Genomic DNA, 15,523 nt, shown 5'->3' with positions numbered 1-15,523 from the left:
GAAGACGCCATTGATTGTTCAATCCAAAGGGGCGTGCAGACGTGTGCCCTTGGTGATTATCCCACCGCGTTGCCCAACCTCAATCGTTCCATAGCGTTGCTTGAAAACTTCGGGCAATTCCCGGTCCCCCTCAGGCGACAACCAGAGCCTTAGAAGGTGGCGCCGCTCAGACGGCTCTGGCCAATCCACAAAGCCGGTCCGGTCGTGCAGTTGGGAGTGGTTATAAACAAACTGCATGTCCCCCGGCTGCAGCCGCATCGATAGACAAAGACCAGGATCATTGGCCAAGGCGTCGAACTGGTCCAGCGCCGCAACATGGTCCGACGTGAGCCGCATTGCCTCGGGGAACCGCTGGGCACTATCGATGTATTGCCGCTGATAGAACACCGTCAGTTTGCCATTGTGCCAACAAAACGGCGGTATTGTCATAAAAGGCTCCATACCCTCCGGCACTTCGCCTCGGCGGTCGGTGGCTATGGGGTCGAACAACAGCTCCAACAGGTCCGGGCACTCAGTCCGCATCCTGTTATAAATAGCCTCGGCGCTAACGAGCAGAGAGTCGCCGCCTTCTTTCGCGTTTCTCAGGCACAAAAGGCCGACAATGTCGGCGCTGTCGGTGTGAAAGGTCTGACGCTCATGCGTTTGATAGATTCTGGTGTTTGGGTCATTTGCATCTGCACCAATGTCACGCACATGCCCCAGAATATGCCCCTGCGCGTTCTGCGACCGGGCCGACCCCAGATGCGCCCCGACACCGCAGAATATCGTCGCCGCCATTTCCTGCGTGTAGGTTTGCACCGGCAGGCCCCGGATCACTTCGAACCCTATTCCGTTGATCAGCTTGTCGCGCAGCTTTGCCAGATGTTGACCAAACTGCTTAAGCGGAAATTCCGCCTTTGTGATCTCACCAATGTCCAGGCCGAGGCTCAGATAATGCCTGGCCGCTTGTTCGAGGTCTGCGATGTCTACTGGCGCAAGGTCGATGACCCAATCACCCTGGCGCTCACGCATTTCCTCACCTGTCCATACGGACGGTCCAGTGAGTTCACTTGGTATTTCTGCAAGAATTCCCATCACCCGTCCTTTGCGTTCACCTTACGAAGTGATGCGTGAAGGGTGGGCCATTATCAACGGACAATTCTGTGATCAGCTAATGGTGCAACATAGGAGCCGAAAAAGAAAAACCCCCGCGCCCGGGACGCAGGGGCCGAAATCAGAAAGTCGGACTTTCTTATTCTTCGTCTGCAGCCTCTTCGGCGGCGACGCGGGCTTTGTCAGCCGCGCCTTTGGCGTCGACGTCACGATCAACGAATTCGATGATCGCCATCGGGGCCATGTCGCCATAGCGGAAGCCAGCTTTCAGGATGCGGACATAACCGCCCGGACGCTCGGCATAGCGGGGGCCCAGAACTTCGAACAGCTTTGCGACATCTTTGTCTTCTTTCAGCTGTGCTGCGGCCTGACGGCGGGCGTGCAGGTCGCCGCGCTTACCCAGAGTGACCAGCTTTTCGATGATCGGGCGCAGTTCTTTTGCCTTGGGCAGAGTTGTCTTGATTTGCTCATGTTCGATGAGCGAGCCAGCCATGTTAGCAAACAGCGCCTTGCGGTGCTCATGAGTACGGTTCAGGCGGCGGTAACCACGTGCGTGACGCATTTTCTAGTTCCTTCTTTCGCGTTTTGCTTTGTCTGGCCGGCGATGCGTGTCACCGGCTCTCCTTGGGGCGGAAGTGCCCTTGTTGTCCCCGGCAGCCCGGGCATTAGGGAAGACGCGCTTAGAACGCGTCTTCGAATTTCTTGGCCAGATCTTCGATGTTGTCGGGCGGCCAATCCTCGACATCCATGCCGAGGTGCAGACCCATGCCGGACAGCACTTCTTTGATCTCGTTCAGCGACTTGCGGCCGAAGTTCGGGGTGCGCAGCATCTCGGCTTCGGTCTTCTGGATCAGGTCGCCGATGTAAACGATGTTGTCGTTCTTCAGGCAGTTTGCCGAACGAACCGACAGTTCCAGCTCGTCCACTTTCTTCAGCAGCAGCGGGTTGAACTCCAGACCATCGTCTTCGTCCTGGCGGCCAGCCGATTCCGGCTCGTCGAAGTTGACGAAGATCGACAGCTGATCCTGCAGGATACGAGCGGCAAAGGCCAGCGCGTCTTCCGGAGTGATCGAACCATCTGTTTCGATCTTCAGGGTCAGCTTGTCATAGTCCAGAACCTGACCTTCACGGGTCGGCTGAACGTCATAAGCAACCTTTTTGACCGGCGAATAGATCGCATCGATCGGGATCAGGCCGATGGGCGCATCTTCCGGCTTGTTCTTTTCAGCCGAAACATAGCCTTTGCCGGTGTTGACGGTCAGTTCCATGAACAGGTCGGCGCCATCGTCCAGGTGGCAGATGACGTGATCACGGTTCAGAACCTCGATGCCGGCGCTTTCGCTGATGTCACCAGCGGTGACAACTGCGGGACCTTTGGCATTGATCGACAGGCGCTTGGGGCCTTCGACTTCCATGCGCAGGGCAACCTGCTTGAGGTTCAGGATTATGTCGGTGACGTCTTCACGAACGCCCGCGACCGAGGAGAACTCGTGCAAAACGTTATCGATCTGGACGCTGGTGATGGCCGCGCCTTGCAGCGAGCTCATCAGAACGCGGCGCAGCGCGTTGCCCAGGGTCAGACCAAAGCCACGCTCCAGCGGCTCGGCAACCAGGGTCGCCTGACGTGCGGGATCGTTGCCCGGCTTGCCTTCCAGCTGGGTCGGCTTGATCAATTCAGCCCAATTCTTATGGATCATGTAATCCCTCCATTCCTGTCCGCGCCCCATGACCAACAAGGTGCAGACGCCCGAGGTTCAAAATGACGTGCTGGGGCCGTGCAAAAAACACAGCCCCAGCTCAATTCAAAATCGCTTAGACGCGACGACGCTTCGGCGGACGGCAGCCGTTGTGAGCGATCGGCGTCACGTCGCGGATCGACGTGATGTTGAAGCCCACTGCAGCCAGCGCGCGCAGAGCCGATTCACGACCCGAACCGGGGCCCTGAACTTCGACTTCCAGCGTCTTGACGCCATGTTCCTGCGCCTTCTTGCCTGCATCTTCTGCAGCCATCTGAGCGGCGTAGGGTGTCGATTTCCGCGATCCTTTGAAGCCCATGGTGCCGGCAGACGACCACGAGATGGCATTGCCCTGTACGTCCGAGATCAGGATCTTGGTGTTGTTGAAGGTCGAGTTCACATGGGCGACGCCCGATGCGATGTTCTTACGCTCTTTGCGCTTAACGCGAGTCTTATCACGTGCCATCAGTCAGACCCTCCCTTATTTCTTCTTACCGGCAATGGCCTTTGCGGGGCCTTTGCGGGTACGAGCGTTGGTGTGGGTACGCTGACCGCGAACCGGCAGGTTGCGGCGGTGGCGCAGACCGCGATAGCAGCCTAGGTCCATCAGGCGCTTGACGTTCATCTGAACTTCACGACGCAGGTCACCTTCAACGGTGAAGTTTTCGTCGATGTATTCGCGGATTTTCAGAACTTCGGCGTCGGACAGTTCGTTGACGCGACGAGTCGCTTCAATGCCCACGGCTTCGCAGATCGCTTTGGCCGAGGTGTTTCCGATACCGGTGATATATGTGAGGGCGATTGGTACCCGCTTTGCAGTCGGGATGTTTACGCCGGCAATACGTGCCACGTGTCACTTTCCTTTTCGTTGCGGTTCCGTAACTCCAGAACCTTTTTTCACAACGCTTTACCGTGGCAGTGAGGCCAGAGGGTTCAGCATTATTCGAGGTGGTCGGGGCAAACGGAACGAATCCCGCTTGCGGTCTTGATTCCCCAAAGGGATGGGGGTCGATATGGGGTTTTGGTGGGGCCGTCAAGCCCCTACTTGAAGTCAGCCGAGAATCGCCTCAATCGAGGCAGTGACTTCCTTGATATCCGCCAGCCCGTTGACCGGGCGCAGATCGCCCTTGGCATAGTAGTAGCCGATCAGCGGCGAGGTCTTTTTGTAGTATTCCATCAAGCGCGTGCGCAGGCTGTCTTCATTGTCATCCGCGCGGCGTTGGAAATCATTTTCCTTGCCACAGTTGGTGCATTTGCCATCTGCCGGGATCGGTTTGGTGTTGTCGTTATAAACCTCACCACACCCACCACAAGTCGAACGCGCAGTGATACGGCCCACCAGAGCATCATCATCAACGCGCATTTCAATCACGGTGTGCAGCGACTGACCCAGCTTGGTCAGCAGCGCCGCCAGCGCATCAGCTTGCGCTAGCGTCCGCGGGAAACCGTCGAAGATGAACCCGGCACCAGTTTCAGTGGTCAGCTTCTCTTCGATCAGGCCAATCACGATCTCATCGGTGACCAGCTTGCCCGCATCCATGATCGCCGCAACCTTCTTGCCCATCTCGGTGCCCGAGGTCTTGGCCTCGCGCAGCATGTCGCCAGTGCTCAGCTGAACCATGCCGCGTGTTTCGACCAGGTGGCGCGCTTGCGTCCCTTTACCGGCCCCCGGGGGCCCAAGAAGAATGATATTCATCGACGAGCGGGTCCCTTCCTGCCGCGTTTCTTACCTTTGCCGCGCAGTTGGGACTTTTCGATCAGCCCTTCGTATTGATGCGCCAGCAGGTGGCTCTGTACCTGTTGGATCGTGTCCATGGTCACAGAGACGATAATCAGAACCGAGGTGCCGCCGAAATAGAACGGAATGGCGAACTGACCCCGTAGGATTTCAGGCAACAGGCATACCGCTGCCAGATAGGCCGAGCCCAGAACCAGCACGCGGTTGACCACGTATTCCAGATACTCGGCGGTTTTCTTGCCCGGACGGATACCCGGCACGAAACCGTTCTGCTTTTTCAGGTTGTCCGCCACATCGTCCGGTTTGAACGACACGTTGAACGTATAGAAATAGGCAAAGAACACGATCATCGAGGCGAAGAACAGCAGATACAGCGGCTGTCCGGGGCCAAAGTTGGCAAGCAGCCACGACATCACCGGCCCGTTGGTCGCACCCGACGAGAAGGTCGAGATCGTCACCGGCAGCAGCAGCAGCGAGCTGGCAAAGATCGCCGGGATAACGCCCGCCGGGTTCACCTTAACAGGCAAGTGGCTGGAGCCGCCTTCATAGATCTTCATACCGGCCTGACGGCGCGGGTACTGAATGTGGATCTTGCGCAGAGCCCTCTCCATGAACACCACAAAGGTAATCACGGCGATAACCATGACGATCACACCCACGATCACGGCAGGGCTGATCGCACCGCTGCGTCCGCTGGCAAAGAACTGCGCCAACGCGGCCGGAACCTCGGCAATGATGCCGACGAAGATGATCAGAGAGATACCGTTACCGATGCCGCGTGCGGTGATTTGTTCACCTAGCCACATCAGGAACATGGTGCCGCCAACCAGTGTAATCATGGTAGACAGACGGAAGAACATGCCCGGATCGGTCGCCAGATCGCCCGATTCCAGCGAAACCGCCAGACCATAGGCCTGAACAGTGGCCAGAGCCACAGTGCCGAAACGGGTGTATTGATTGATCTTCTTACGCCCCTGCTCACCCTCTTTCTTGAGCTGTTCGAGCGCGGGAACCATAGATGTCAGCAGCTGCACGATGATCGAGGCTGAAATGTAAGGCATGATGCCGAGGGCAAAGATACCCATCCGCCCCAGCGCCCCGCCAGTAAACATCGAAACCATGCCGCCGATGCCCTGCCCCGCTTGCTCCATGAACTCGCGCAGGGCTTGTCCGTCGATCCCCGGCACCGGAATAAAGGTGCCCAGGCGATAGACGATCAGCAAACCCAGCGTGAACAGGATGCGGTTGCGCAGATCGGTGGCTTTGCCAAGGGCAGACCAGCTTGTGTTGGCTGCCATTTGTTCTGCTGCTGATACCATAAATCGGTCTCTCTTATGAAAACACCGCCCGGAACCGTTTTCCGGCTCGGGCGGCGTCTGGGAAAACTCTGAGCACTATGTAAGCGGGTCTTCGCCCGCTCACAAGCGCTTACTCTGCCGCAGCAGCTTTTGTGACCGTCAGTGAACCGCCCGCTTTTTCAACTGCCTCAACAGCAGCCTTCGAAGCACCGGTGACTTCCAGGTTCAACTTGGCGCTGATTTCGCCTTTGGCCAGAACGCGGATACCGTCCAGCTTGCGACGGACCAGACCGGATGAAACCAGTGCGTCTTCGGTGATCGCTGCTTTGGCGTCCAGCTTGCCGGCGTCGACGAATTTCTGGATCAGACCCAGGTTGATAACGGCGAATTCCTTACGGTTCGGCTTGTTAAAGCCACGCTTAGGCAGGCGTTGGTACAGCGGCATCTGACCGCCTTCGTAGCCATTGATGGCCACACCCGAACGGGATTTCTGACCTTTGATACCACGGCCACCCATTTTACCTTTGCCGGAACCCGGACCACGGCCAACGCGGGTGCGTTTCGGGTTGGCGCCAGGATTGTCGCGCAATTCGTTCAGTTTCATTTCGCTTCTCCTAAGCCGGATATGACCCCCGAAGCGTGATGGGTCAAACACGGCATTTCTTGGTTTTGATTCTCGTGGATTGATATCCACCGGAGGCGTATAGGCCCGTTGCCCAAACTTGGCAAGCCTGCAGAACAGCGTTCAAACCAAAAGAGGCGCCAATTGGCGCCCCTGAGTGAGTGGATCAGCTTCTTGATTTACGAGCAGTAAACGTGATCGTGAGCGATGTCTTTGATATCGCAGCGACGCACGCCGATGTCGTTCAGTTCGCGGTCAGTCAGACTCTGTAGTTCCGAATAGGTGCGGTTGTACTCGGCGCGAAGGACGAATGCTTCTTTCACCTTTGCGACGAACTGTGCAAAGCGCGCGGTCAGGTTGAAGCCGCCGTGAGTGGTTGTTGCTGTATAGGCCATATCTGAATTCCTTTCCTGATCGGGGCGAATTCCCCGATGATTTCTGTTCTGGTCCTTTTGAAGACAGGCGTCAGATAGGCGTGCTGGATATCGCTAACAACCGAAGTTTCGGTCTAGCCGGTATGCATAACAGGAATGGCGCATACAGCTTGAATTGCAGGACCGGCAGCGTGAAGCCGACTACCGTGAATATTATCGCCAGTATCAACTCAGAGCGCGACGCCATTCGACATAGGCTGTAACAAGCTGCCCTTCAAAACGGGCATTTGTTGCACTTAACCACAAACGGTCACCGTCTATCTTGACATTCCGAACCTGCTGGGTGCCTACCCAATTCGGGCAGGACGCCTGCGCGACGTGGTGTGTGACCTGTCGATTGTTAAAATCATAGCGACCCGCGTATGTAATCTGCGACTTGATGGCTGCTGAGTCCTCCTCAAGCGAGCCACCAAAAGGATCGTTGTTTTTATACAAGACTCGGTTAGCAGCCATAATGTGAACGAAAACGAAGCCATCAGCGGAATAGCTGATAAAGCCGGTTGCATCCTCTCCTAACGGATACAGGCGATCACCGTCACTGGTTTCGTTGTACCAAGCAACTAAAGACCAAGTGCCCAACAATGGTGAATCACTGCTCATCGAACCAACCAACAATAGACGCGTAAAAGTTCCTCGTCGAATATGGTTTTCGCACGCCCGCAATAATGGCGCAACGGTTCAACCAGGAACCTTGGCTATGGTCAGGCCGTCGATTTTAACAATTGCTGCGCACAACAAAAAACGCCCCCGACCAGGTCGGAGGCGTTTCTAAGTCTTCGAAGGGTCGCTTAGCCGCGCTCTTCGACGATCTCTACCAGATGCGGGATCTTGTTGATCATGCCGCGAACCGAAGGAGTGTCTTCCAGCTCACGGGTTTTGTGCATCTTGTTCAGGCCCAGACCGATCAGGGTCGCGCGCTGTTCGGCGGGGCGGCGGATCGGGGAACCGACCTGCTTGACGACGATGGTTTTTGCCATGGGTCGCTCTCCTTATGCTTCTGCTTCAGCAGCAGCCGGTGCTTCGTCCCGCTTGGGCAGGATGTCAGCAACCTTTTTGCCACGACGTGCGGCAACCGAACGCGGGCTCTGCTCTTTCTGCAGGCCGTTGATGGTGGCGCGGATCATGTTGTACGGGTTCTGCGAGCCCAGCGACTTGGACACAACGTCCTTGACACCCAGCATTTCGAACACGGCACGCATCGGACCACCGGCGATGATACCAGTACCTTCAGGTGCGGTGCGCATAACCACTTTACCAGCGCCGTGACGGCCCTCGATGTCGTGGTGCAGGGTACGACCTTCGCGCAGTTGCACGCGGATCATCTGACGCTTGGCTTGTTCAGTTGCCTTGCGGATGGCCTCAGGTACTTCTTTCGCTTTACCTTTGCCAAAGCCGACGCGGCCTTTCTGATCGCCGACAACCACCAGAGCGGCGAAGCCAAAGCGCTTACCACCTTTTACGGTTTTCGACACGCGGTTGATTGCGACCAGACGATCTGCAAATTCCGGTGCTTCTTCACGGTCGCGGCCACGGCCCCGACGGTTTTCACGTTCTGCCATTTGGCATCCCTTTTCTCATGTGGCGCATCAGCGCCGTTTTATTCAATCCAAGTGAGCCTCGGCACTGCCAAGGCCCCCGGATCATCGGGGCGGATCGAAACCCGCCCGCAGGTCTTAGATCTTCAGACCACCTTCACGCGCAGCGTCGGCCAGAGCCTTCACCTTGCCGTGGAACAGGAAGCCACCACGATCGAAATAGGCCTCTTCGACGCCTGCCTTCTTGGCACGCTCGGCGATGGCCGCGCCCACTTTGGTGGCCGCTTCGACGTTGTTCTTGCCAACAACACCCAGATCTTTTTCCAGGGTCGAGGCCGAGGCCAGGGTCACGCCACGTACGTCGTCGATCAGCTGAACAGAGATGTTCTTGTTCGAACGGTGTACGGACAGACGCGGGCGACCCGCGTTGACCTTGCGAAGTTTGTTCCGAACGCGCAGGCGGCGCTTCAGAAACAGGGTTCTTTTGCTGTTTGCCATGGTTTGCGTCCTTACTTCTTCTTGCCTTCTTTGCGGAAGATGAACTCGCCCTTATAGCGGATGCCCTTGCCTTTATACGGCTCGGGACGGCGCCATTCGCGGATTTTGGCCGCGACTTCGCCCACCTGCTGCTGGTCGATACCTTCCACAACGATCTCGGTCTGCTTCGGTGCGGTGATAGTGACACCTTCCGGAGCGGTGAAATCAACGTCGTGGCTGTAACCCAGGTTCAGCTTCAGGGTGTTGCCCTGCATCTGAGCCCGGTAACCAACACCCTGGATCTCCAGCTCTTTTTTGAAGCCCTGGGTCACACCGGTTACCAGGTTGGCAACCATGGTGCGGCTCATGCCCCACTGCTGGCGGGCACGCTTGGACATGCCACGGGGGTTGATTTGCACAACATTGTCTTCGACCGACAGCGTTACGTCATCGGTTGCGGTGAAGCTGCGGGTGCCTTTCGGACCTTTCACTTCGATGGTCTGGCCGGACACAGTGGCGGTAACGCCGCTGGGCAGCTCGACCGGTTTTTTACCAATACGAGACATTGACAGACCTCCTTAGAAGACGGTGCAGAGCACTTCGCCGCCAACATTGTTGGAGCGAGCGTTTGCGTCCGACATCACACCTTTCGGAGTGCTGACAATCGACACGCCCAGACCCTGACGGACCTGCGGGATGTCATTGACGCCCATATATACGCGGCGACCGGGCTTCGAGACCCGCTTCAGTTCGCGAATGACAGGGGTGCCTTCGTAGTATTTCAGGCTGATTTCGATGGCCGGATGACCGTTTTCACCGGTCGTCGCTTCGTAGCCACGGATGTAACCTTCGTCCGCCAGCACGTCCAGAACCCAGCCGCGCAGCTTGGAAGCCGGGGTGGAAACGGTGGACTTGCCGCGCATTTGCGCGTTGCGGATGCGGGTGAGCATATCGCCGATAGGATCATTCATATCTATGTCTCCCTTACCAGCTCGATTTCACCATGCCGGGGATCTGACCAGCAGAACCCAGCTCGCGCAGCGCGATACGGCTGACCTTCAGCTTACGGTAGTAAGCGTGGGGACGACCGGTCAGCTGACAGCGGTTGTGCAGACGGGTAGCCGAGCTGTTGCGCGGCAGTTTCGCCAGTTTCAGACGCGCTTTAAAACGCTCTTCCATCGGGCGGCTCTCGTCATTCGCGATTTCTTTCAGCTCGGCACGCTTTGCGGCATATTTGGCCACCAGGCGTTCGCGCTTCTTTTCGCGTTCGATCATTGCTTTTTTAGCCATGTCTCTATCCTTCCGGCGCTTACGCGTTGAACGGCATGTTGAAAGCTTTCAACAGTGCCTTTGCTTCAGCGTCGGTTTTCGCTGTGGTGGCAATTACGATGTCCATGCCCCAAACTTCGTCAACTTTGTCGAAGTCGATTTCGGGGAACACGATGTGCTCTTTCATGCCCATGGCAAAGTTGCCCTGACCATCGAAAGACGGCTTAACACCGCGGAAGTCACGAACGCGCGGCATCGCGATGGTGATCAGACGATCCAGGAATTCGTACATCCGGTCACCGCGCAGGGTCACTTTCGCGCCCAGCGGCATGTCTTCACGGACGCGGAAACCCGCGATCGACTTTTTCGCCTTGGTTGCAACGGCCTGTTGACCGGCAATCGCAGTCAGATCCTCGACAGCCGCTTTGGCTTTCTTGGAGTCCTTAACCGCCTCAGCACCACAACCGATGTTCAGAACGATTTTTTCCAGCTTGGGCAGCTGCATGTCGTTCTTGTAGCCGAACTCTTCTTTCAGAGCGGCACGGATGGTTTCAGCGTACTGAGCTTTCAGACGCGGGGTGTAGGTTGCGTTATCAAGCATCAATCACGTCCCCTGTGGTCTTGGCGAAGCGGACCTTCTTGTCACCTTCCATGCGGAAGCCAACGCGAGTTGCTTTGCCGTTCTTGTCCAGCAGCGCCAGGTTCGACAGCTCGATCGGGTTTGCCTGGGGCAAACGGCCGCCTTGACTGTTCTGGGTCTGGCGGGTGTGGCGGATGGCGATGTTGATGCCGTCGACAACAGCTTTACCGGCTTTGGGGTCAACCGAGGTGATAGTTCCCTCTTTGCCCTTGTCTTTACCGGCCAGCACGACGACCTTGTCGCCTTTGCGGAGTTTAGCAGCCATGATTACAGCACCTCCGGAGCCAGCGAGATGATTTTCATGAAGTTCTTGCCGCGCAGTTCACGAACAACGGGGCCAAAGATACGGGTACCTACAGGCTCGTTGTTGTTGTTCAGGATGACAGCGGCGTTGCGATCGAAACGGATCGCGGTGCCGTCTTCGCGACGGACTTCCTTGGCGGTGCGTACGACGACGGCCTTGCGGACGTCACCTTTCTTTACGCGGCCGCGCGGGATGGCTTCCTTCACCGAGACGACAATGATGTCGCCGACGGATGCGTATTTACGCTTGGAACCACCCAGGACCTTGATGCACTGAACTCGGCGTGCGCCGGAGTTGTCAGCGACATCCAGATTGGTCTGCATCTGGATCATGTGGTTTCTCCCGACCTGTGGGGGCTGGTCTGGTTAGATCCCCCAGGGTTTCGACAAATGAAAAATCCCGGAAGCTTACGCTTCCAGAACTTCCCAACGTTTCGTCTTCGATTTCGGCGCGCATTCGATAATGCGTACGGTGTCGCCGACCTTGAAGGCGTTCTTTTCATCGTGAGCCCGGTATTTCTTGGACTTACGGATGGTTTTCTTCAGAACCGGATGGGTAAAGCGGCGCTCTACCTGAACGGTTACGGTCTGTTCGTTGGCGTCGCTGGTTACGGTGCCGGACAGGATACGCTTAGGCATAGGATTACTCCTCCGATGCCGCAGCAGCGGCCTTTTCGTTCAGAATGGTTTTGACGCGGGCAGCGTTGCGGCGGGCCGCTTTGATGCCGGCAGTGTTTTCCAGCTGACCGGTTGCCTGTTGAAAGCGCAGGTTAAAGCTTTCTTTCTTCAGGTTGGCCAGTTCCTCGCGGAGCTGGTCCGGGGTCTTGTCACGCAGTTCTTGGGCGTTCATCGCCTTTTTCCTTTGCTCAAAACACCAGAAGGCCCCCTGACAGGGTCACCTTGGACCTGGTGGATGAATGATAGACATGCGAATCGCCCGACAACGCCGGGAGATCGCAGGATGCCGCCGTATAAGGGTTTGGGGGGTGGGTGGCAAGAGGAAGTTTGGAAGGCTTGAACTATGCTAGTGTTCTGTTGTGTGAAGCGCCGAGGCTATCAGGAAATTTTGCACTATGCCGTGTCGCAGCCTTTTTTCATCGTTCGACGAATGATGTCTTCAAAGTACCAAGCGTCTGGCAGACGAGGCATCCACAGTTTTAGGCGCACGCCGCGTAGCATAAGTGCCGTTCTTGATCCCAGAAAGTTATTGATGTCGGTTAGGTACATTTCGCTCACCACTCCACCGGCGTCCAACACAATAACGCGCTGCGTGGTGATTACGTAAACGGTTCTTCGAAAAAGAAAATGTATCATCACCCACGGAAGCATCATAAGCGTCGGCGCAAAAACCACGACCAGTATCGCGTCTGACAGAGATGGCAACAACCGTGCTTGAACCGCATAGACGGGTTGTTCGTTCTCGCCCAAAACGAGTGGTTCAATTTCATCAAAAAGGGCAGTCAATGTCGTAACGATTACCTAGATTAAACTGAGTAAAACTCGCTTTTGTTCAGATGGGCTCCGGCCGTTCGCCCCTCAATCGCTTCACCGGAGCGATTGTCGCTTCGCGGACCGGGACTCACTCCCACTTATAATTAAAGCTGACACTGATCCGCTCATCCTCCGCCATGTTCATCGGAACCTCGTGGCGCAGCCAGCTTTCCCATAGCAGGACATCGCCCACCTGAGGCTTCACGTAGATGAACGGCTGCAAATCCCGCCGACCACCCTTGATCCGCGTCGGCGAGGCCATCATGCGGCCAGAACGGGGGTCTTCCAGCTTCAGCGCGCTGGCCCCTTCCGGCATTGCCACATAGGTCGTACCGGAAATTACGCTGTGCGGGTGCAGGTGGCTGGAGTGCATACCGCCCTCGGGCAGGATGTTGATCCACAGATCCTCTAGCTTCAGCTCGCCCTCGCCCAGATCGAACTCCAGATCCTTGGCAAAGGCCGCTACATGCCGGTCCAGTGCCGCAACCAGATCGGCAAAGATCGGGAACCGCCAAGGCAGATCGGTCAGCGAGGCATAGCTGGTATAGCCGGGATAGCCGTTCTCCTCGCACCATTCCTGCCCGGCCTCATCATCCTCGGCGATGACAAGGCAGGAGCTTTCCAATTCTTCCGGATCGATCTTGGGATCAAACTCGGACAAAGCTGCGCGGTAGAGACGGGTAACGAAGAGCGATTCAATCTGTGCCATGAGCGGGGCATACCCCAGCCCCTTCGACAAGGCCAGCCGATGTTGGCAGCTTAGGACTTCACGGGTCCTTTGCCACAGCGTGGAAGGGGCCGCCCTCCATCCGCGTAAGCCAGACACAAAACAATCTCATCCGGCTTTGGCGCGTCGGGAATATTCAGCGTCATGGTGTCAAAATGATCGAAAGACCAAGGGTTGTCCTTGTGCCCAAGCGGCAGATCAATCGCGCATCCCGGCGCACCCAATTTTGCATTTGATGAGATCACCGCTTCTCCCCCACCCGCAGCAGACCGCATCGGCGCACCAAGCTTGGGATGGATCACCGCCCCGCCCTGCTCTAAATCGCCGTTCACGCCGACGATCGCAGCCTTTCCGTAAGAAACCGGAACTCCGTCCAGTTGCGAAACCGCCTCGGCAGCGAGTTCCGAGCCCAGAATACCACCGATCTCGAACAACTCAGAGAGATCCTCGGAAAACTTTCCGGCCAGTGGGTTTTGTATGACTGCCAGGGCGGCAACACGGCTGATCGGGGTGCAGGGGTGACCCAATTGGTCAGTGGAAATAACTTCTTTGATAAACATCTTCTTGCGCAATTGAACCATAGAACCCTCCCATTCCTCAGAGTCAGCCTAGGTTCACCACGGGTAGACGTCGACTTTTTTCGCGACCAGCAGGATCAAGAGAAGCGGTCTCAAGAGAAAAACCCGCCGATATCCCGACGATGGTCAATCTAGTCGCAAGCAAGGTCTCCCCCGGATTGCTCGCCAGTCTTGGCGGATCACAACGCGTGTCTTGATCGGCAAAGATCGGGGACTGCCAAGGCAAATCGGTCAACGAGACTTAGCCAGTGTAGCCGGGATAGATGTTCTCCTTACACCATCCCTGCCCGGCCTCATCATCCTCGGCTATGACAAGGCAGGAACTTTCCAACTCCTCCGGATCGATCTTGGGATCAAACTCGGCCAAAGCTGAACCATAGAGACGGGTGACGCGGAGCGATGCAATCTGGGGGATAGAGTCCATTCAAACGCAGACTCAAAGGAGGTGCCAGGTGGGTGGATTGAATCGAAATCACCACCCCGGACTTGGATCATACAACTCTAATTCTACTTGATTTTCTTAACGCTCATATCCGACGACGCAAGCTTGTACTGAAACACCCGTTTCGAATAAACGCCATGTTTTAAATAGAACTTTTTAGACTTAAAGTACTTGCCTCCGGCAGGTGGTTCGTAGGTTCCGGTGATCTGCATCTTGCCATCGAGCTTAACCCAAAGTTGGAACCCTCCCTTCCCATCGAAGTCAATCATGACCTCAAGGTGATATGTCTCGCCATCGCGGGTGATGCGCGCGCTAGACGCTTTTCCGCGCAGCGAAGGGTTACCTTTGCAGTTTTTCCCCGACAGCTTGAATTCGCTATCCAAATCCAGGCGACCATCCCCCAATACACGCAGCTTGAGTGGCGGGGCGCACCAATTTCGCGCATCGTGGATTTGGAAGATATCAAAGCGCTCGTTGCTGTCTGACCACATCGTAAATGTAGTAGAAAATAGATACGCACCTTTATGTTTCGGCGAAATTCGATCCGTCGAAATCTCTGCCCTCTGATTGTAGCTGCCTCCTACACAGTGTTTTGAGCTTGTTTTGAATACACGTGTGTTCCCCCGACGCTCGAATGCGCCCTTATCCACACCACATGAGATGTTCCAGTTGTTCAGGGGATTGGAATGTGCCTGACCGGTAAAATTCAGAAGAAATCCGGATAGTGAAACTAATAGAATAAGGAACTGTGCGTCCCTCATTGCACTCATCTCTCCCCTTCCTGGCCGCATCAGTTAATTTTACCATAACTTCAACAAAAAAGCCCACCGGATTGCCGGTGGGCTTTAATTAGCCAAGCAGCGTTCCCTAATACGATTACCAGTCTTCGTGAACTACGGTGCGAATATTGATCGGCAGCTTCATTGCGGCCAGGCTTGACTTTGCATGCCCAGCGGTCGACCGAGCCTTTAGCCATACGAACTTCGAGCGGCTTTGAAGTGACCCGATTGTCGGGGAAGATGCGGATCCAGACACACTCTATTGCTTTAGCTGAATTAGTTTCGATGTGATCTGACACCGCCCCCAATTTTTCAAATTGGATTGGGGGCGGTGGTTCCCTTGAAGGGAAATGGTTGTTCGT

25 protein-coding genes and 2 pseudogenes are annotated in these 15,523 nt (G+C 56.1%); all 27 read right to left on the bottom strand.

The window, feature by feature from the left end; genetic code table 11:
- Positions 1-18: 18 nt before the first annotated feature.
- On the bottom strand, positions 19-1,011 hold the full coding sequence (locus ACR0DT_RS16675) for a TauD/TfdA family dioxygenase (protein WP_480711838.1): 993 nt from the start codon (positions 1,009-1,011) through the stop codon (positions 19-21).
- Between the two features lie 220 nt (positions 1,012-1,231).
- Positions 1,232-1,654 carry a 50S ribosomal protein L17 gene (gene rplQ, locus ACR0DT_RS16670; RefSeq protein WP_170356670.1) on the bottom strand — a complete coding sequence of 141 codons (423 nt, stop codon included), beginning with the start codon at positions 1,652-1,654 and terminating at the stop codon, positions 1,232-1,234.
- A gap of 118 nt (positions 1,655-1,772) precedes the next feature.
- Positions 1,773-2,789 carry a DNA-directed RNA polymerase subunit alpha gene (locus tag ACR0DT_RS16665; RefSeq protein ID WP_058276312.1) on the bottom strand — a complete coding sequence of 339 codons (1,017 nt, stop codon included), beginning with the start codon at positions 2,787-2,789 and terminating at the stop codon, positions 1,773-1,775.
- A gap of 115 nt (positions 2,790-2,904) precedes the next feature.
- The gene (gene rpsK / locus ACR0DT_RS16660) at positions 2,905-3,294 is read right to left on the bottom strand and encodes a 30S ribosomal protein S11 (protein ID WP_008757289.1); all 390 of its coding nucleotides are present in this window, start codon (positions 3,292-3,294) and stop codon (positions 2,905-2,907) included.
- A 15-nt stretch (positions 3,295-3,309) separates the two neighbouring features.
- Positions 3,310-3,678: a 30S ribosomal protein S13 gene (gene rpsM / locus ACR0DT_RS16655; RefSeq protein WP_170332212.1), complete on the bottom strand. Its 369-nt coding sequence runs from the start codon at positions 3,676-3,678 to the stop codon at positions 3,310-3,312.
- 201 nt (positions 3,679-3,879) lie between these two features.
- Positions 3,880-4,524 carry an adenylate kinase gene (locus ACR0DT_RS16650; protein WP_480711837.1) on the bottom strand — a complete coding sequence of 215 codons (645 nt, stop codon included), beginning with the start codon at positions 4,522-4,524 and terminating at the stop codon, positions 3,880-3,882.
- Positions 4,521-5,885, bottom strand: coding sequence for a preprotein translocase subunit SecY (gene secY / locus ACR0DT_RS16645; protein ID WP_480711836.1), 1,365 nt, complete (start codon positions 5,883-5,885; stop codon positions 4,521-4,523). The genes ACR0DT_RS16650 and secY overlap by 4 nt, the downstream gene beginning before the upstream one ends.
- 109 nt (positions 5,886-5,994) lie before the next feature.
- On the bottom strand, positions 5,995-6,468 hold the full coding sequence (gene rplO / locus ACR0DT_RS16640; RefSeq protein WP_480711835.1) for a 50S ribosomal protein L15: 474 nt from the start codon (positions 6,466-6,468) through the stop codon (positions 5,995-5,997).
- Positions 6,469-6,665: 197 nt separating this feature from the next.
- On the bottom strand, positions 6,666-6,881 hold the full coding sequence (locus ACR0DT_RS16635; protein ID WP_480711834.1) for a DUF1127 domain-containing protein: 216 nt from the start codon (positions 6,879-6,881) through the stop codon (positions 6,666-6,668).
- A gap of 204 nt (positions 6,882-7,085) precedes the next feature.
- Positions 7,086-7,520 (bottom strand): lipocalin-like domain-containing protein, encoded by a 435-nt coding sequence (locus tag ACR0DT_RS16630; protein WP_480711833.1) that lies wholly within the window; start codon positions 7,518-7,520, stop codon positions 7,086-7,088.
- A 188-nt stretch (positions 7,521-7,708) separates the two neighbouring features.
- Positions 7,709-7,897 carry a 50S ribosomal protein L30 gene (gene rpmD / locus ACR0DT_RS16625; protein WP_058283504.1) on the bottom strand — a complete coding sequence of 63 codons (189 nt, stop codon included), beginning with the start codon at positions 7,895-7,897 and terminating at the stop codon, positions 7,709-7,711.
- Positions 7,898-7,909: 12 nt separating this feature from the next.
- Positions 7,910-8,479, bottom strand: a complete 570-nt coding sequence (rpsE, locus tag ACR0DT_RS16620; RefSeq protein ID WP_155148691.1) for a 30S ribosomal protein S5 — start codon at positions 8,477-8,479, stop codon at positions 7,910-7,912.
- Between the two features lie 114 nt (positions 8,480-8,593).
- Positions 8,594-8,953 carry a 50S ribosomal protein L18 gene (gene rplR, locus ACR0DT_RS16615; protein WP_058283506.1) on the bottom strand — a complete coding sequence of 120 codons (360 nt, stop codon included), beginning with the start codon at positions 8,951-8,953 and terminating at the stop codon, positions 8,594-8,596.
- 11 nt (positions 8,954-8,964) lie between these two features.
- On the bottom strand, positions 8,965-9,498 hold the full coding sequence (gene rplF / locus ACR0DT_RS16610) for a 50S ribosomal protein L6 (protein WP_170351676.1): 534 nt from the start codon (positions 9,496-9,498) through the stop codon (positions 8,965-8,967).
- A 12-nt stretch (positions 9,499-9,510) separates the two neighbouring features.
- On the bottom strand, positions 9,511-9,903 hold the full coding sequence (gene rpsH, locus ACR0DT_RS16605; RefSeq protein ID WP_010437099.1) for a 30S ribosomal protein S8: 393 nt from the start codon (positions 9,901-9,903) through the stop codon (positions 9,511-9,513).
- A gap of 13 nt (positions 9,904-9,916) precedes the next feature.
- Positions 9,917-10,222 carry a 30S ribosomal protein S14 gene (gene rpsN, locus ACR0DT_RS16600; RefSeq protein WP_068340744.1) on the bottom strand — a complete coding sequence of 102 codons (306 nt, stop codon included), beginning with the start codon at positions 10,220-10,222 and terminating at the stop codon, positions 9,917-9,919.
- A gap of 19 nt (positions 10,223-10,241) precedes the next feature.
- The gene (gene rplE / locus ACR0DT_RS16595) at positions 10,242-10,802 is read right to left on the bottom strand and encodes a 50S ribosomal protein L5 (protein WP_170334098.1); all 561 of its coding nucleotides are present in this window, start codon (positions 10,800-10,802) and stop codon (positions 10,242-10,244) included.
- Positions 10,795-11,106 (bottom strand): 50S ribosomal protein L24, encoded by a 312-nt coding sequence (gene rplX, locus ACR0DT_RS16590; RefSeq protein ID WP_170440482.1) that lies wholly within the window; start codon positions 11,104-11,106, stop codon positions 10,795-10,797. The genes rplE and rplX overlap by 8 nt, the downstream gene beginning before the upstream one ends.
- A gap of 2 nt (positions 11,107-11,108) precedes the next feature.
- Positions 11,109-11,477, bottom strand: a complete 369-nt coding sequence (gene rplN / locus ACR0DT_RS16585; RefSeq protein WP_008757934.1) for a 50S ribosomal protein L14 — start codon at positions 11,475-11,477, stop codon at positions 11,109-11,111.
- Between the two features lie 75 nt (positions 11,478-11,552).
- Positions 11,553-11,783 (bottom strand): 30S ribosomal protein S17, encoded by a 231-nt coding sequence (gene rpsQ / locus ACR0DT_RS16580; RefSeq protein ID WP_480711832.1) that lies wholly within the window; start codon positions 11,781-11,783, stop codon positions 11,553-11,555.
- Between the two features lie 4 nt (positions 11,784-11,787).
- Positions 11,788-11,994: a 50S ribosomal protein L29 gene (rpmC, locus tag ACR0DT_RS16575; RefSeq protein ID WP_010437082.1), complete on the bottom strand. Its 207-nt coding sequence runs from the start codon at positions 11,992-11,994 to the stop codon at positions 11,788-11,790.
- A gap of 221 nt (positions 11,995-12,215) precedes the next feature.
- Positions 12,216-12,608: a hypothetical protein gene (locus tag ACR0DT_RS16570; protein ID WP_480711831.1), complete on the bottom strand. Its 393-nt coding sequence runs from the start codon at positions 12,606-12,608 to the stop codon at positions 12,216-12,218.
- 115 nt (positions 12,609-12,723) lie between these two features.
- Positions 12,724-13,344, bottom strand: a complete 621-nt coding sequence (locus ACR0DT_RS16565) for a 2OG-Fe(II) oxygenase family protein (RefSeq protein WP_480711830.1) — start codon at positions 13,342-13,344, stop codon at positions 12,724-12,726.
- Between the two features lie 50 nt (positions 13,345-13,394).
- Positions 13,395-13,943 (bottom strand): amino acid synthesis family protein, encoded by a 549-nt coding sequence (locus ACR0DT_RS16560; RefSeq protein ID WP_480711829.1) that lies wholly within the window; start codon positions 13,941-13,943, stop codon positions 13,395-13,397.
- Positions 13,944-14,184: 241 nt separating this feature from the next.
- Positions 14,185-14,364, bottom strand: a pseudogene (locus ACR0DT_RS16555) (hypothetical protein); the annotation flags it as partial.
- 83 nt (positions 14,365-14,447) lie between these two features.
- Positions 14,448-15,143 carry a hypothetical protein gene (locus ACR0DT_RS16550; protein ID WP_480711828.1) on the bottom strand — a complete coding sequence of 232 codons (696 nt, stop codon included), beginning with the start codon at positions 15,141-15,143 and terminating at the stop codon, positions 14,448-14,450.
- A 115-nt stretch (positions 15,144-15,258) separates the two neighbouring features.
- A pseudogene (locus ACR0DT_RS16545) lies at positions 15,259-15,415 on the bottom strand (ribosomal protein L16); the annotation flags it as partial.
- Positions 15,416-15,523: the final 108 nt, after the last annotated feature.

This window comes from Ruegeria sp. BI11 (assembly GCF_056538005.1).
The sequence above is the reverse complement of the archived record's forward strand: the minus strand, read 5'-3'. Positions and strand labels throughout refer to the sequence as shown.

Bases quoted from the DNA above. Each gene is read 5' to 3' on its own strand.
- rplN (WP_008757934.1), bottom strand. From the start codon at position 11,477: ATGATCCAGATGCAGACCAATCTGGATGTCGCTGACAACTCCGGCGCA.
- rplF (WP_170351676.1), bottom strand. From the start codon at position 9,498: ATGTCTCGTATTGGTAAAAAACCGGTCGAGCTGCCCAGCGGCGTTACC.
- rpmC (WP_010437082.1), bottom strand. From the start codon at position 11,994: ATGAACGCCCAAGAACTGCGTGACAAGACCCCGGACCAGCTCCGCGAG.
- rplE (WP_170334098.1), bottom strand. From the start codon at position 10,802: ATGCTTGATAACGCAACCTACACCCCGCGTCTGAAAGCTCAGTACGCT.
- rpsQ (WP_480711832.1), bottom strand. From the start codon at position 11,783: ATGCCTAAGCGTATCCTGTCCGGCACCGTAACCAGCGACGCCAACGAA.
- rpsH (WP_010437099.1), bottom strand. From the start codon at position 9,903: ATGAATGATCCTATCGGCGATATGCTCACCCGCATCCGCAACGCGCAA.
- rpmD (WP_058283504.1), bottom strand. From the start codon at position 7,897: ATGGCAAAAACCATCGTCGTCAAGCAGGTCGGTTCCCCGATCCGCCGC.
- rpsK (WP_008757289.1), bottom strand. From the start codon at position 3,294: ATGGCACGTGATAAGACTCGCGTTAAGCGCAAAGAGCGTAAGAACATC.
- rplO (WP_480711835.1), bottom strand. From the start codon at position 6,468: ATGAAACTGAACGAATTGCGCGACAATCCTGGCGCCAACCCGAAACGC.
- rplQ (WP_170356670.1), bottom strand. From the start codon at position 1,654: ATGCGTCACGCACGTGGTTACCGCCGCCTGAACCGTACTCATGAGCAC.
- rplR (WP_058283506.1), bottom strand. From the start codon at position 8,953: ATGGCAAACAGCAAAAGAACCCTGTTTCTGAAGCGCCGCCTGCGCGTT.
- ACR0DT_RS16630 (WP_480711833.1), bottom strand. From the start codon at position 7,520: ATGAGCAGTGATTCACCATTGTTGGGCACTTGGTCTTTAGTTGCTTGG.
- ACR0DT_RS16565 (WP_480711830.1), bottom strand. From the start codon at position 13,344: ATGGCACAGATTGAATCGCTCTTCGTTACCCGTCTCTACCGCGCAGCT.
- ACR0DT_RS16665 (WP_058276312.1), bottom strand. From the start codon at position 2,789: ATGATCCATAAGAATTGGGCTGAATTGATCAAGCCGACCCAGCTGGAA.
- ACR0DT_RS16650 (WP_480711837.1), bottom strand. From the start codon at position 4,524: ATGAATATCATTCTTCTTGGGCCCCCGGGGGCCGGTAAAGGGACGCAA.
- ACR0DT_RS16675 (WP_480711838.1), bottom strand. From the start codon at position 1,011: ATGCGTGAGCGCCAGGGTGATTGGGTCATCGACCTTGCGCCAGTAGAC.
- ACR0DT_RS16635 (WP_480711834.1), bottom strand. From the start codon at position 6,881: ATGGCCTATACAGCAACAACCACTCACGGCGGCTTCAACCTGACCGCG.
- secY (WP_480711836.1), bottom strand. From the start codon at position 5,885: ATGGTATCAGCAGCAGAACAAATGGCAGCCAACACAAGCTGGTCTGCC.
- ACR0DT_RS16550 (WP_480711828.1), bottom strand. From the start codon at position 15,143: ATGAGGGACGCACAGTTCCTTATTCTATTAGTTTCACTATCCGGATTT.
- ACR0DT_RS16560 (WP_480711829.1), bottom strand. From the start codon at position 13,943: ATGGTTCAATTGCGCAAGAAGATGTTTATCAAAGAAGTTATTTCCACT.
- rplX (WP_170440482.1), bottom strand. From the start codon at position 11,106: ATGGCTGCTAAACTCCGCAAAGGCGACAAGGTCGTCGTGCTGGCCGGT.
- rpsE (WP_155148691.1), bottom strand. From the start codon at position 8,479: ATGGCAGAACGTGAAAACCGTCGGGGCCGTGGCCGCGACCGTGAAGAA.
- rpsN (WP_068340744.1), bottom strand. From the start codon at position 10,222: ATGGCTAAAAAAGCAATGATCGAACGCGAAAAGAAGCGCGAACGCCTG.